Origin of the sequence: Rhizobium sp. G187 (assembly GCF_051549525.1) — a bacterium.
Lineage (GTDB): Bacteria > Pseudomonadota > Alphaproteobacteria > Rhizobiales > Rhizobiaceae > Allorhizobium.
In genome coordinates this window covers 1-14,053 of sequence record NZ_JBPUGM010000001.1, presented here as the reverse complement: position 1 = coordinate 14,053, position 14,053 = coordinate 1, and the positions used below count along the sequence as shown (strand labels likewise).

At 62.3% G+C, this 14,053-nt stretch carries 14 protein-coding genes; 10 read left to right on the top strand and 4 right to left on the bottom strand.

The features are described from left to right. Window positions 1-28: 28 nt before the first annotated feature. The 6 genes from ACSV9I_RS00070 (at window position 29) to ACSV9I_RS00045 (ending at window position 2,724) form a co-directional block, all read left to right on the top strand. Window positions 29-532 carry a hypothetical protein gene (locus ACSV9I_RS00070; protein ID WP_438326465.1) on the top strand — a complete coding sequence of 168 codons (504 nt, stop codon included), beginning with the start codon at window positions 29-31 and terminating at the stop codon, window positions 530-532. Window positions 533-618: 86 nt separating this feature from the next. Beyond that, window positions 619-948, top strand: coding sequence for an ArsR/SmtB family transcription factor (locus tag ACSV9I_RS00065; RefSeq protein ID WP_054157775.1), 330 nt, complete (start codon window positions 619-621; stop codon window positions 946-948). After that, window positions 945-1,424, top strand: coding sequence for an SRPBCC family protein (locus tag ACSV9I_RS00060; RefSeq protein ID WP_438326464.1), 480 nt, complete (start codon window positions 945-947; stop codon window positions 1,422-1,424). Before ACSV9I_RS00065 ends, ACSV9I_RS00060 begins: the two co-directional genes overlap by 4 nt. Window positions 1,425-1,451: 27 nt before the next feature. After that, a complete protein-coding gene (locus ACSV9I_RS00055; protein WP_438326463.1) occupies window positions 1,452-1,865 on the top strand; it encodes a GFA family protein in 414 nt (137 codons plus the stop codon). Between the two features lie 212 nt (window positions 1,866-2,077). After that, window positions 2,078-2,314, top strand: a complete 237-nt coding sequence (locus ACSV9I_RS00050) for a DUF2798 domain-containing protein (protein ID WP_438326462.1) — start codon at window positions 2,078-2,080, stop codon at window positions 2,312-2,314. A gap of 98 nt (window positions 2,315-2,412) precedes the next feature. Beyond that, on the top strand, window positions 2,413-2,724 hold the full coding sequence (locus ACSV9I_RS00045) for a hypothetical protein (protein WP_438327631.1): 312 nt from the start codon (window positions 2,413-2,415) through the stop codon (window positions 2,722-2,724). Between the two features lie 79 nt (window positions 2,725-2,803). On the opposite strand, the gene ACSV9I_RS00040 is transcribed toward ACSV9I_RS00045, so the two are convergent. Continuing rightward, window positions 2,804-3,388 carry an ATP-dependent Clp protease proteolytic subunit gene (locus tag ACSV9I_RS00040; protein ID WP_054157779.1) on the bottom strand — a complete coding sequence of 195 codons (585 nt, stop codon included), beginning with the start codon at window positions 3,386-3,388 and terminating at the stop codon, window positions 2,804-2,806. Window positions 3,389-3,595: 207 nt separating this feature from the next. Between ACSV9I_RS00040 and ACSV9I_RS00035 the strand changes: the two genes are divergently transcribed. Further along, entirely contained in the window at window positions 3,596-4,942 is a 1,347-nt protein-coding gene (locus ACSV9I_RS00035; RefSeq protein WP_438326461.1) for an HD-GYP domain-containing protein, read from the top strand. A 34-nt stretch (window positions 4,943-4,976) separates the two neighbouring features. On the opposite strand, the gene ACSV9I_RS00030 is transcribed toward ACSV9I_RS00035, so the two are convergent. After that, window positions 4,977-5,453 carry an avidin/streptavidin family protein gene (locus ACSV9I_RS00030; protein ID WP_438326460.1) on the bottom strand — a complete coding sequence of 159 codons (477 nt, stop codon included), beginning with the start codon at window positions 5,451-5,453 and terminating at the stop codon, window positions 4,977-4,979. Between the two features lie 107 nt (window positions 5,454-5,560). Beyond that, on the bottom strand, window positions 5,561-5,992 hold the full coding sequence (locus ACSV9I_RS00025) for an Lrp/AsnC family transcriptional regulator (protein ID WP_054157809.1): 432 nt from the start codon (window positions 5,990-5,992) through the stop codon (window positions 5,561-5,563). A 150-nt stretch (window positions 5,993-6,142) separates the two neighbouring features. Here ACSV9I_RS00025 and ACSV9I_RS00020 point away from each other — a divergent pair, with 150 nt between their 5' ends. Together ACSV9I_RS00020 and ACSV9I_RS00015 are read left to right on the top strand one after the other, a co-directional pair. Next, a complete protein-coding gene (locus tag ACSV9I_RS00020; RefSeq protein WP_054157782.1) occupies window positions 6,143-7,246 on the top strand; it encodes a saccharopine dehydrogenase family protein in 1,104 nt (367 codons plus the stop codon). Between the two features lie 236 nt (window positions 7,247-7,482). After that, complete coding sequence (locus tag ACSV9I_RS00015; protein WP_438326459.1) at window positions 7,483-8,853, top strand: putative bifunctional diguanylate cyclase/phosphodiesterase; 1,371 nt, start codon at window positions 7,483-7,485, stop codon at window positions 8,851-8,853. A 25-nt stretch (window positions 8,854-8,878) separates the two neighbouring features. On the opposite strand, the gene ACSV9I_RS00010 is transcribed toward ACSV9I_RS00015, so the two are convergent. Further along, window positions 8,879-10,318, bottom strand: a complete 1,440-nt coding sequence (locus ACSV9I_RS00010; RefSeq protein ID WP_438326458.1) for a coniferyl aldehyde dehydrogenase — start codon at window positions 10,316-10,318, stop codon at window positions 8,879-8,881. Between the two features lie 532 nt (window positions 10,319-10,850). Between ACSV9I_RS00010 and ACSV9I_RS00005 the strand changes: the two genes are divergently transcribed. Next, window positions 10,851-13,280: a glucose/quinate/shikimate family membrane-bound PQQ-dependent dehydrogenase gene (locus tag ACSV9I_RS00005; RefSeq protein ID WP_438326457.1), complete on the top strand. Its 2,430-nt coding sequence runs from the start codon at window positions 10,851-10,853 to the stop codon at window positions 13,278-13,280. The last annotated feature ends 773 nt before the right edge of the window (window positions 13,281-14,053 follow it).

Genomic DNA, 14,053 nt, shown 5'->3' with positions numbered 1-14,053 from the left:
CATCCCACACTCGCCGAGACACCCGCCCATGCCCCCTGCTCTCTACGCCAACCTCACCGCCGCACTCCGCCCGCTCCTCACCGAACTCCACCAGTCCCCCGACCTCTTCCAGACCTGGGACGCCCATCTGGAGCTTGTCGCAGCCGGTGGTCTCGTAGTGGTGAAGTCGAAGCGGGCCAAGGGCGTGGTCGACAGTCTGTTCTGGGGCCGTGCGCCTGGCTCGACCGAGAACAAGCAGCTGCCGGAAGCGACCGCCTTTGCCGCCATCGACCGGTTCCTCGGCCTCGGCGCCCATCTCGCTCTGTCGGATGCGCTGCCCGAGGGGGCCGTGCTGGACGCGGCCTATCCCCACTGCGCGGTCAAGCTCTCCTATCGCAAGAAGGGCCATCCCAAGACCCGCACGCTGTCCATGGTCTTCATCGGTTTCAACGACGCGGCAGAGGCGCTTGGCCATGCACAAAGCGTGGGAGGCAGCCTGCCCCTGGTCAACACCCGCCCACTGAGCGGCGCCAAACTCTACGAATGGGCATGAGCGAGCGCTGAACCGGCCACCCACGCCCGCGACAGCACAAATCAATTAGTCTTGACTATTCAATTAGTCTCGACTACTGATTCAGCATGGAAACCACAGAGACCGTCACCACCATCATGCGCGCCCTGGCCGACCCGACCCGTCGGGCCGTCTTTGAGCGCATCGTCCGCGCCAGGGAAGTCACCGTCATCGAGCTCACGCGCGCCAGCAGCGTCACCCAGGGCGCTGTATCGCAGCACCTGAAAGCTCTGAAACAGGCAGGGCTCGTCAGTGACCGGCCGGAAGGACGACAGGTCTTTTATAGCGCCCGTCCCGAAGGACTGGCCCCACTGATCGACTGGATGCAGCACTACGACCTCTTCTGGCATGAGCGTTTCACCAATCTCAGATCCCTGCTGAAGGACATCGACCCATGACGACCACCACAGGCACCGAGCACGCATCCATCATCCTCGACGAAGTCTTTCCCCATGACCTCCCGATCGTGTGGCAGGCGCTGACAAGTGCAGCGCTGATCGCCCGCTGGCTCATGCCACCTGAGGGGTTTCAGCCGGTCGTCGGCACGCAATTCACCTTCACCACGCGGCCGGCTGGCGCCTGGGATGGCACCATCCGCTGCGAAGTGCTGGAAGTCATCGAGAATGAACGGCTCTCCTATGCATGGCGCGGCGGCGATGCCGGCAATCAGGGCTATGGCTCCAGGCTCGATACGGTGGTGACCTTCAGCCTTGCCCGCGTCGAGGGCGGCACACGAATTCGCCTGATCCATTCGGGCTTTGTCCTGCCGTCCAATGAAAGCGCTCATAAGGTGATGAGCGAGGGCTGGAAGACCGTCGTCGGGCGGCTCGACAGCCTGATCAGCGATGACTTGTTGGCCGACACACAGCACTGATCGACAGACCGTCAGGAGAACCACACCATGGGAAAGACCTATTCTGGCGGCTGCGCCTGCAGCCGTCTCCGCTATGCCGTGCAGGGCGAGCCCGCCATCATGCTTGATTGCCAGTGCCGGCAGTGCCAGCGCGACAGCGGCACTGGCCATCAGTCGCATATGACCTTTGTCAACGCCGAGGTAACCCTCGAGGGTGAGCCAAGCCACTGGCCGTCGGTTGGCGATGGCGGCACGGTCAAGCAGCGCGCCTTCTGCCCCGTTTGCGGCTCTGCGGTCTGGATGACGTTCCCTGCCATGCCGCAGGTCTTCATCGTCACGCCGGCAAGCCTCGATGACCCGGCACTCTACGCGCCGCAGATGACCACCTGGACAAAATCCGGTCAGCCCTTCGACCCCGCACCGCCGCATTTACCCTCTTTCGAATGCATGCCACCCGCCTGAACAGGCCGCAGTTGACAGGGTCATGCCCCTCGCCTATCCCTCGTCCTGCCGAAAAACGTCAGGCCGGTCAGGTTAGCCCGGCCCTCGCAGCCCCTGCGAGACCTAATCGCTTGTGCGCAAGTGAATCCACGGCACCAACCCTTGACCGGGTGGTGCTGTGATGGACAAAAGGCTCCCAACACGCTCCACCCCTTTTTGACGTGGAGACACATGTGACCGACAAGAAAACCCTGATCCTCGCCCAGGCCCTGATCGCCTGCATGATGGCTGGCCTGATGACCGGCATATTCGGCTTTTTGCATCTCGGCCCGACAACCGCCTGGCTGACCGAATGGGCAAAAAGCTTCCTCATCGCCTTCCCAACCGCCTTTGTCCTTTCGCTTGGCGTCGGTCCGCTCGCCTTCCGTCTCGCACGCTTCGTGACGGGTTTCACAGGACGTCGCGGATAACGCGGATAAAGCGCCTCTGAGCCTGACAGTGACGGAACCTTTGTGGCGTGATCACCGTTCTTGGCCGCAGAACCCCCATGAGGAATTTCAGGATGCCGATGCCCATCACCTTCACCCGATCCGCCCTTGCTCTGGCCCTGCTCGCAACCAGTTTCTCCTTCGGAGCGACAGCGTCCGCACAGGATGTCGAATTGCGCATCGGCCCGAATGGTGTCCGTCCTGTCATCCGGGAACGTGACCGCGATCGCGGCTGCAGCCCGCGCGAAGCCCGCGCCGCGGCCGCTGAGGAAGGACTGCGCCGCCCCGAAGTCGTTCGTGTCACGGAACGCAGCGTCACCGTCCAGGGCATGACGCGTCGCGGACCGGAGCGCATCCGCTTTGCCAACCGCCGCGGCTGCCCGATCATCTGAACGGACACTCCATTAATATCGCAATAAAAAAACCGCCGGGAATTCCGGCGGTTTCTTTGTATCCAAATGTCAAAAGCGATCAGCCGATGTCGGCATGGCTTTCGATGATCCGGCCGACCAGACCGTAAGTGACCGCATCTTCCGCCGTCAGCCAATAGTCGCGATCGATGTCCTTGGCGATCTTCTCTTCCGACTGGCCGGTGGCCTTGGAATAGATCTTGATCAGGCGCTGGTTCATCTTGATGATTTCGCGTGCCTGGATCTCGATGTCGGATGCCATGCCGCGCGTGCCGCCAGACGGCTGGTGCATCAGGAAGCGGGTGTTCGGCAGCGCCAGACGGCGCTCCTTCGGCACGGCAACGAAGATCAGCGAGCCCGCAGAAGCGGCCCAGCCGGTCGCGATGATATAAACCTTCGGCTTGATGAACTTGATCATGTCATGGATCGCGTCACCAGCCTCGACATGGCCGCCGGGCGAGCAGACGAACACGCGAATATCTTCGTCGGAAGCGGCCGCGAGCGCCACGAGCTGGGTGCAGACCTTCTGCGCCAGTTCCATGGTGATACCGCCATAGATGAAGATCGAACGCGACTTGAAGAGGTTCGCTTCCGTTTCCTTGCCGATCGGCAGTTCCTTGCTCTTGTCGTCTTCGTCTTCGTTCATCACAGGGGATAGTCCTTTTTGCGTTTGGCTCATCCGCACATAGTGCGTCTGCAGGCTTAAGACAATGCGGGAAAAAGACAAGCATGCAAGCGATGAACAGGAGGTTAGCTCCTCAAGAGAATTCGCAGATGCAAAGCCCCGTCGCAACTTACGGGATTTTAACTCCCCGCTGTCACGATCCCGCCAAACTGCAACAGAAACCTGGACATGGCGACGGAAATCCGACTGGCCGAAATCATCGAGGCGCTAAGCCATGCCCTGGACATGACCGAAGGTCAGCCGGCCGGTCATTGCGTTCGCTGCTGTCATATCGGCACTGCGATCGGCCGCCAGCTCGGCTTGAGCGAAGGCGCTTTGCGCGACCTCTATTACACGCTGCTGCTGAAGGATCTCGGCTGCTCGTCCAATGCCGCCCGCATCTGTGAACTTTATCTGGCTGACGACCTGAAGTTCAAGCGCGACTTCAAGCTGGTCGACGGCACCTTCCCGCAGGTGCTGAAATTCGTCCTCTCCCATACCGGCATGCAGGCAGGCCTCGCAGAGCGTTTCCGCGGCCTCGTCAACATTCTGAAGAACGGCCAGGAAATCGCCACCAGCCTGATTCACACGCGCTGCCAGCGCGGTGCCGACATTGCCCGCCAGATGCGCTTTTCCGAAGCGGTGGCGCAGGGCATCCTCGATCTCGATGAACATTTCGATGGTGGCGGAAAGCCGCTCGGCAAGGCCGGAAACGACATCCATATCTTTGCCCGGATCGCGCTGATGGCGCAGATCATCGATATCTTCTTCAGCGCTTCCGGACCTGAAGCCGCAGTTGCGGAAGTCATCAAGCGGTCCGGCGGCTGGTTCGATCCGGCCATTGTCGAAGCCTTCCTGCGCAGCGCCAGCGAAGCCCGCTTCTGGACCGATCTGGTGCGCCCGGACATCGAGCAGATCGTGCTTGCGGCAGAACCAGGCCAGCAGCAGATCTTTGCAGACGAAGACTATCTGGACGATATCGCGGCCGGTTTTGCCCGCGTCATTGATGCCAAAAGCCCTTTTACCGCCGGTCACAGCGATCGCGTGGCACTGTTCTCCGACATGATCGCCGAACAGCTGGACATGCAGCCCGCGCAGCGCCGGCGTCTGAAGCGCGCAGCCCTTCTCCACGATATCGGCAAGCTCGGCGTATCCAATGCGGTGCTCGACAAGCCCGGTCGCCTGATCGGCGAGGAGTGGGAGCAGATGAAGCGCCACGCCCAGTATTCCGAAGCAATCCTGTCACGCATCTCTGCCTTCGCCGACATTGCCAAGATCGGCGGTAGCCACCACGAGAAGCTCGATGGCACCGGCTATCCCCGTGGTCTTCGCGGCGACGAGATTTCCTTCGACGTGCGCATCGTCGCGACTGCGGACGTCTTCGACGCGCTGACCGCCGACCGCCCTTATCGCGCAGCCCTGCCAGTCCACAAAGCCTTGGAAATCCTCTGGGAAACGGCTGGACGGCATCATGATGCGAGCTGCATCAACGCGCTCGAACGCGCCCTGAACAGTGCACAATTGATCGCTGCCTGATCCCGGCGAATGCAGGCAACGCCCTCATGGCCGACTACTTGTCGGCCGGTGACGGCTGCGCATCGTAAGCCTGATAGGTGAAGACGTTCTGCCCGGTTTCGATTTTCCCGCCGGCCTTGCCGACAAAGGCCAGCGACCACTGCGTCACGATCTGTACGCCGCCGCCAAAGGTCTTGCGCGCATACCCTGCCCAGGATGTCGCGGACCTGCAGTCTGCAATCCCATTCGACCAGACCACGCTGAATGCAATCGTGCTGCCATGCGCGTGGCCACTCAGGTCATAGGGCAGGCCCCGACAACCGGTCCCGGGGGCATTGTTGACAAAATAGCCGGTGACTCCGCCCTTCCGATCAACGTCAATCGTCATCACCGACCCCAGTTCGTTGACCCAGGTGGTGGAGGTCCCGGACAGACTGTCGAAATCGGTGAAGCCTTGCGCATTAAAGGGTGCGTGTGCCGCCAAGGAAGAAGAAAACAGAAGCGCGACTAGAAACACCAGTAGTTTTTTCATGACGTCCCCCAACCCCATTAAGTTGAGTTTACATCAGGTTGCGCTTTTTCCCATCCCTCGCCTTCTGATTTTCTCAGTTGCGTCTGCGGTAGATTGGTCGAGACGATCTAGCGCGCAATGCGGGTCGACAGAATGATCGACGACACTGTGCGTTCAACACCGGAAAGCTCACCGATCCGGTCTATCAGCCGGTCGAGTTCCGAAATTGACGGAGCCGCGACAATCGCGATCAAGTCATAAGGTCCGTTGACCGAATAGAGCGCCGTCACTTCGCCGATCGCCGACAGCTCGGCCGTCACCGCATTGAGCACCTTGGGCGCAATCACAATCATGACATGCGCCCGGATCAAGCCACTCTGATAGGCATCCGTGAGCCGCACCTGATATCCTGCAATGACGCCCTGCCCCTCCAGTCGCTCAAGCCTTGCCTGCACCGTGGTGCGGGACAGATCGAGCCGCCTGGCCAGTTCCGCCACCGGCATGCGGGCATTTTCCGAAAGCAGCGCGAGAAGCGCCCGATCCTTGTCCGATATTTGCATTCCGATCAAATCCAATGTCGTTTCGCCGAAATTCATACGACGAATTGCCCATTCCGTCACTTGGAATCGGCAGGGCTTGGAACCACACTGGCTTGACCAATGACAAGCCTTCCGGCCCGCGCCGTGAGGGCAAGCTTACGAGGGGCCACCATGAAAAATGTCACCATTATCGGCGCCGGCAAGATTGGCGGAGCGATTGCCCGCATGCTGGCCGAAACAGGCGATTACACCGTAACCATCGCCGACCGGAGCGCCGAGCAGTTGGCGAAGCTCGACGCCCATGCGGCGGTCAAGACGCTGGAACTTGACATTTCCGATGCACAAGCGCTCGACACCGCCCTTGCCGGCCAGTTTGCCGTGCTTTCCGCCGCCCCCTTCCATCTGACCGGCGCGATTGCCGAAAGTGCCGCCCGCACGGCGACCCACTATCTCGACCTCACCGAGGATGTTGCAACGACGCGCAAGGTCGAAGAACTCGCTCGCGGCGCCCGCTCCGCCTTCATTCCGCAATGCGGCCTCGCCCCCGGCTTCATCTCGATCGTTGCCAACGACCTGACCAAGCATTTCGACACGCTGGACACGGTTCGCATGCGCGTTGGCGCTTTGCCGCAATACCCGTCGAATGCGCTCAACTACAATCTCACCTGGTCGACCGACGGCCTGATCAACGAGTATATCGAGCCCTGCGAAGCCATCGTCGAGGGCAAGCTGACGATCGTGCCAGCCATGGAAGAGCGTGAGGAATTTTCGCTCGACGGCGTCACCTACGAGGCCTTCAATACCTCGGGCGGCCTCGGTACGCTGGCCAAAACGCTCGACGGTCGTGTGCGCACGATGAACTACCGCACCATCCGCTATCCGGGGCACCAGGCGATCATCAAGGCGCTTCTGAACGACTTTAACCTGAAGAACCGCCGCGATGTCCTGAAGGACCTGTTCGAAAACGCACTGCCCGCCACGATGCAAGACGTGGTCGTGGTCTTCGTCACCGTCTGCGGCTGGAAGGACGGCCGCTATTTGCAGGAAACCTATGCCAACAAGGTCTATGCCGGCGTGGTCGCGGGCAAGAAGATGAGCGCCATCCAGATCACCACGGCGGCCGGCATCTGCACCGTGCTCGACCTGCTCGCCGACGGCACCCTGCCGCAGAAGGGCTTCGTCCGCCAGGAAGAAATCAGCCTTCCCGCCTTCCTCGAAAACCGCTTCGGCCGGGTCTATGACCCCGAGGTCATGCGCATGGCAAAGGCTGGTTGATAAATCTCCGGGGGGAGAAGGGACCAAACGGTCCGCGGGCAAGCGGCTGGCCAGCAATGGTCGGCCGCTTTCTCTCTTCCAGCAAGTGTGTTCCGAAACGGTCGGACTAACCGCGCCTTAAGCATCCCACAACACTGATTCTTTCCGATTTCGATGTTAGGTTGTGCTAAATTGAGCCTTGCGCGCACAAGCATCAGGGCACTTTCGAAGGCACGGCATGTTCTGACAGGCGGAGTATGATCGGCAAGGGCAGCGAAGAACAAAAGACCATCCGAGTGATCCGCGCCTATCAGGCTGCCACGCTTGCGGTCGCGCTGTTCTCTTCCGTCTGGACGCTTATCTTCGCCATGAATGGCCTGCTTGCAGTTGCTGTCGCCGAGAGCGTCCCGGTCATCATCTCTCTCGCCTGTTTCGTTCTCGTCAGCCGGGGCAAGTTCGGCCTGGTCAATCTGATCGTTCAGATCTCCTTTCTGGTCTTCATCATCTGCTTTTCGCTGATGTTCGATGTACCAGAACCTGGCTTTCCGAGGGTCACGCATCTCTTCCTGCCGGTGCTTGGCATGCTCGGCTACCTCAACCACCTGCGCCGGCCATCGCGCCTGCAAATCCTGATTATCGCGGCAAGCGTCATCACCTTTATTGTCCTGCACGCCGCCGACCTGAGGCTCCCCTTCGCCGAACCCCTGCCGGCTGAACTGCGCAGCGTCGGGATCTGGATGAACCCGGCAATTGCAACACTCGTCTTTTGCAGCACGATCTACGTCCTGCAGAAGCACCTTTCGGCTCCAACCGGCCTGGCCCGTGATCTCGTGCGGGGGATGCAACGCGGGGAGCTGACACTCGCCTACCAGCCGCAGGTCGATCGCGAGGGCAAGATTGTCGGCGCCGAGGCGCTGCTACGCTGGAATCATCCGACAAAAGGGGCAATCTCGCCCGCAAGCTTCATTCCCGCCGCCGAAGATGTCGGCCTGATGCCGATCATCGGCAGCTATGTACTCGACCAAGCGCTCTCCACCCTCGCCCTTTGGCAGGCAGATCCAAAGTGTGCGGCCCTCACCCTTTCGGTCAATGTCAGCGCCAGCCAGTTCAACGAGAGCGATTTCTGCGTCACGGTGCGAGACCTCCTGTCGCGCCATGGCGTGGATCCGAAACGGCTCCAGCTGGAGCTCACCGAAAGCGTCCTGATCGCCGGCCTGGAACCCGTCGCCGACAAGATGGCGGAGCTTACCACGCTCGGGGTCACCTTTTCGTTGGACGATTTCGGCACGGGTTTCTCCTCGCTTGCCTATCTGCGCAGCCTGCCGGTGGCGGAGCTCAAGATCGATCGCAGCTTCGTCGCGAGCATTACCGAAAGCGACCGCGCCGCCGCCCTTGTTCGCTCGATCCTCACGCTCGCCCAGGATCTCGGTCTCCGCACGGTCGCTGAAGGGGTAGAAACGCAGGCCCAGTTCGCATTCCTCGACGGGGTCGGTTGCGAGATCTTTCAAGGCTGGCTCTTCGGCCGCCCCATGCCGCTGGCTGAATTCGAGGCCTTACTCTCCGCACCACCGGAGCGGCCGGCAGCAAGCGGAACACTGCGACCAGCTGCCCGTCTCGCCGCCGGCTGAGCCGCCTACGGCACCCTGCCGCCCCTCACCCCATCCGCCCGAGCAACTTCAACATGCCTTTCGCGAGCCCGCCATAGGGTGGGTAGAGCAACTTCACGCCGGACCATTTCGACTGTTTGAGCACCGGCTTTTCCTTGCTGAGCGCCAGGAAACCCGCCTCGCCGTGATAGCTGCCATAGCCCGAGGCACCGACACCGCCGAATGGCAGGTCGTCCTGCGACAGATGCAGGATCGTGTCATTGACCGTCACGCCCCCGGCAATCGTGCCGGAGAGCACCCTGTCGCGGTGTGCCATATCGGTGCCGAACCAGTAGAGCGCCAGCGGCCGGTCGCGGGTGTTGATGTAGTCGAGCGCTTCATCGAGCGTGTCATAGGGCACGACCGGCAGGATCGGCCCAAAGATTTCTTCGCGCATCAGCGCCGTCTCGTCACCCGCCCCGATCACCAGGACCGGCGAAAACAGCCGTCTTTCGACGTCCCTCGCCCCGCCACAATCGATGATCTCGGCACCGCCCGCGCGCGCTTCTTCGACCAGTCCGACAAGTCGCTCGAAATGGCGCGGGCTGATGATCGAGGTATAGTCGGGATTGTCGGGAAGACCAGGATATTGCCGCGCCACCTCGGCCTTCACCGCCGCGACAAAATCCGCAACCTTCTCGCGCGGCACCAGTGCATAATCGGGGGCGACGCAGGTCTGGCCGGAATTGAGGAGCTTGCCCCAGATGAGCCGGGGCACGGCCTGGCCGAAATCGGCTGAACTATCGAGAATGGCGGGCGACTTGCCGCCAAGTTCGAGGGTCACCGGCGTCAGGTTTTTCGCCGCCGCCTCCGCCACCTTGCGGCCAACGGCGGTCGAGCCGGTGAAGATCAGGTGATCGAAGGGCGCCGCCGTAAAGGCGGTGGCAACCTCCGGCCCGCCGGTCACCACCGCCACCTCATCCTCGGCGAAGAATTCCCGCACGGCGGCATCAAGCGCCTCGGCAAAGGCGGGCGTCAGTTCGGACGGCTTGAGAATGGCACGATTGCCGGCGGCAAGCGCTCCGGTGAGCGGGGAAAGCATCAGGTTGAGCGGATAGTTCCACGGAGCAACAATGCCGACCACGCCAAGCGGCTGACGCATCACAATGGCCGAAGCCGGCTTGCCGGTCCAGCCGAGCGCCACGCGTCGGGCACGCATCCATTCCTTCAGATGCCGGCGCGCATGGCGGATTGCGGCCCGGACCGGCACGACATCGGTGAGCTCCGTCACGATGGCCGGGCGATGGCCGAAATCCTGCGAGATCGCCGAGGCAAACCTGTCCTGCCACGTCGTCAGCATGGAATCGAGACGCGCCAGGCGGTCCAGCCGGATCTCAAGCGCCGGATTGATCTGCGCCCGCCAACCAGCCTTCTGCCGATGCAGCAAGTCCAGGATCCGCGCTTCCGCCGTCGCGGTCAAACCGCTGTTGCTTGCCTCTATCGTCATCACGTCACCTCCCGCATCATTGCCTCGCCTGCAACATGGGCAACACCCCCCTCATTGTTCAAGCCCGGACAATGTCGAATACGTGCCTTTTCCCGGATAGGCCGAAGATAAAGGCCTCTTCAGCATTTCCGGCTCGGTCTGCCTGCCAGCCAAAAGCCGCGACGGGTCGATCCGGACCCAACCATAGGCGACCGGGCACGCGATCGCTGCAGCAACAGGCAGTGTCGGATTTGTGAAATCAGTGTTGCCTAGGCAGGCACCAATTTCACTTGCCATCATCTCGGACGCAGCACTATACCGCATGCGTTGGGCCAAAAAATCCAACCACTGTCATGCGTTGGGAGGCGCGGATGGTGCTCGAAGTCCTCGATCGAGGCGCTCCCGACCCGCCGACGCAAGATCGGCCCGCCGCCTGCGCTTCATCGACAGCAGTACGGTAAACGCATTTGATGATTTCTCCCGCTTCTGATGGCACCGCCCTGGACTTCGGCCGTCGACACTGTCGAATCCACAATCGGAGCAAGTGACACCCATGGAAAACTCTCAGGGCACCCTGTCCGCGATCGCCAAGATTTGGCTGTTCGTGCTCGGTGCCGTCCTCATCATCGCAGGCCTGTTCTTCGCCATTGGCGGCGGCAAGCTCGTTTCGCTCGGCGGCAGCTGGTACTTCCTCATCTCTGGTATCGCCATCATTGTCTCCGGCTTGCTCGTCCTCCTGCGCAAGCCGTCCGGCGCCCTCCTGTTCGGCCTCGTCACCATCGCGACGATAGCCTGGGCCCTCTGGGACGCCGGCCTTGATTTCTGGCCGCTGATTTCGCGCCTCCTCGCCTTCGGCGTTGGCGCCGCCGTCATCGCCTTCACCTATCCGCTGCTGCAGAAGGCCGCCGGTCGCACACCGGCCACCGTACCATCCGTCGTCCTCGGCGCGGTCATCGCCCTCGTCTCGGCGGCCGGCTTTGCCGGCATGATGATCCCGCATCCGACGGTCCCCTTCTCGGGTCAGGTCGCGGACCTGAAGCCGGTCGACCCGGCAACCGAGCAGAAGAACTGGGAGCATTACGGCAACACGCCCGGCGGCTCGCGTTTCGCTGCGCTCGACCAGATCAACCGCAACAACGTCAAGGAACTGCAGGTCGCCTGGACCTACCGGACCGGTGACACCCCGATCAGCCCCGGCGGCGGCGGCGCGGAAGATCAGCAGACCCCGTTGCAGGTCGGCGACAAGGTCTTCCTCTGCACGCCCCACAACAATGTCATCGCTCTCGAAGCCGATACCGGCAAGGAAATCTGGAAGAACGAGATCAACGCCCAGTCCAAGGTCTGGATGCGGTGCCGCGGTCTTGCCTATTTCGACGCGACCCGGCCGCTGCAACAGCCGACGGCACCTGGCTCCACCCCGGTCATGGCCGCAACGGTTGCCCCCGGTGCGCTGTGCGAACGCCGCATCCTGATGAACACGATCACGGCGGAACTCATCGCGCTTGACGCCGACACCGGCGCCTTTTGCCCCGATTTCGGCACCAATGGCCGCGTCGACCTCAAGGTCGGCCTCGGTGAAGCGGCCGATCCGAGCTATGTTCTGACCTCGGCACCGACACTTGCCGGCACCACTGTCGTCGTTGGCGGCCGTATTGCCGACAACGTCCAGGTCGACATGCCGGGCGGCGTCATGCGCGGCTTCGACGTCATCACCGGTCAGCTGCGCTGGGCCTTCGACCCCGGCAATCCGGCCATCACCGCGCTGCCGCCGGAAGGCCAGACCTACACGCGTTCGACCCCGAACGTCTGGGCCGCCATGTCCTATGACGCTGCGTCCAACACCGTATACCTGCCGGTCGGCAGCCCCTCGGTCGATCTTTATGGTGCGACCCGCACCGAACTCGACCACAAATACGGTGCCTCGATGCTGGCCCTGGACGCGACCACCGGCCGCGAGAAATGGGTCTACCAGACGGTCCATAATGACCTCTGGGATTTCGACACCCCGATGCAGCCGTCCTTCATCGACTTCAAGAAGGCCGATGGCACCACGGTTCCGGCCCTCACCTTCGGCACCAAGGCTGGCCAGATCTGGGTGCTCGACCGCGCCACCGGCCAGCCGCTGACGGAAGTGGCCGAAGTGCCGGTCAAGCCGGGCAAGATCCCGAACGAGCCCTATGCACCGACGCAGAAACTGTCGGTCGGCATGCCGCAGATCGGCGCCCAGACGCTGACCGAAAGCGACATGTGGGGTGCGACCCCCTTCGACCAGCTTTTGTGCCGCATCGCCTTCAAGGGCATGCGTTATGACGGCGTCTACACGGTGCCCGGCACGGATCTCGCGCTCAACTTCCCGGGCTCGCTCGGCGGCATGAACTGGGGCGGCTTCTCCACCGACCCGACGACGAACACCATTTTCGTCAACGACATGCGTCTCGGCCTGTGGATCCAGATGGCGGAAGCAGCACCGGCCACCACAGTCGCCAGCGGCTCGGAAGCGGTCAACACCGTCATGGGCGTCGTGCCGATGAAGGGCACGCCCTATGCGGTCAACAAGAACCGCTTCCTGTCGGCGCTCGGCATTCCTTGCCAGGAACCGCCCTTCGGCACGCTGACGGCAATCGACATGGACACCCAGAAGATCAAGTGGCAGGTGCCGCTCGGCACTGTCGAGGATACCGGCCCGCTCGGTATCAAGATGGGCGTTCCGATCCCGATCGGCATGCCGACCATCGGCGGCTCGCTCGCCACCCAGGGCGGCCTGGTCTTCTTCGCCGCCACCCAGGACTACTACCTGCGCGCCTTCGATTCCGCGACGGGCCAGGAAATCTGGAAGGCCCGCATGCCGGTTGGCAGCCAGGGCACCCCGATGACCTACAAGTCGCCGAAAACCGGCAAGCAGTATGTCGTCATCTCGGCCGGCGGCGCCCGCCAGTCGCCCGACCGCGGCGACTACGTGATCGCCTATGCCCTGCCGAACTGATCGGCTGACATCGATCTGACCACGAGGCCGCGGCGCGACAAGCGCCGCGGCTTTTGTTTGTGAGGGAGAAGGCCCGGGAGGCCACTTGTCGCAACGCCCTCATGCCGGGGTGCACGCGGATGGCGCTGGCCTCGAAGTGTTCCTGTAATCTGGTGCGCGGGTGGCCTCGTGCTTCTGATGTCGCTCCCGCCTCAGCATGAGGGGGAGGCGGTGGTGCGCGTGTGGGCAGGGAGTGCCTGCAGGACTGTCTGAGGACAGATGCGAGGGAAGCTGCTTGTCGCAACGCCCTCATGCTGAGGCGCACGCGCAGAGCGCGGGCCTCGAAGCATCTCATTTACCTGGCGCTGGGCTGGCCTTGTGCTTCTGATGTCGCATTCGCTCCCACCTCAGGATGAGGGGGAAGCGGTGGTGTTCAATCTGTCAAAAAACCAAGCTTCGCCGCCGGGCGGGATCTCTCCCTCCGGGTGTGCTTGAAACTTGTCTCGGACGAGGCGCCAGAAGCAGCCTGTCTAAGTAGTAGTATGTGGCTCCTTCCGGCGCCCCGTTCGGCGTCTATTCCCGCTTGCATGCGTCTCTCTGGCAAGGCGGCGACGGTCTTTGAGTTGCCCCAAAGATGGACCGGGCGCGGGTCCGGCATCCGCATCACAACGAGTGTGACACGTCCGCCTGGCCGGTGGCCCGGGAGGTTCCCGCCGGATGGTGCACCATTCCGACCGGGACCCTCGCCCGGGGGATGCATTTGGATCATTGGCGATCCCCTCGCATCCCCGCCG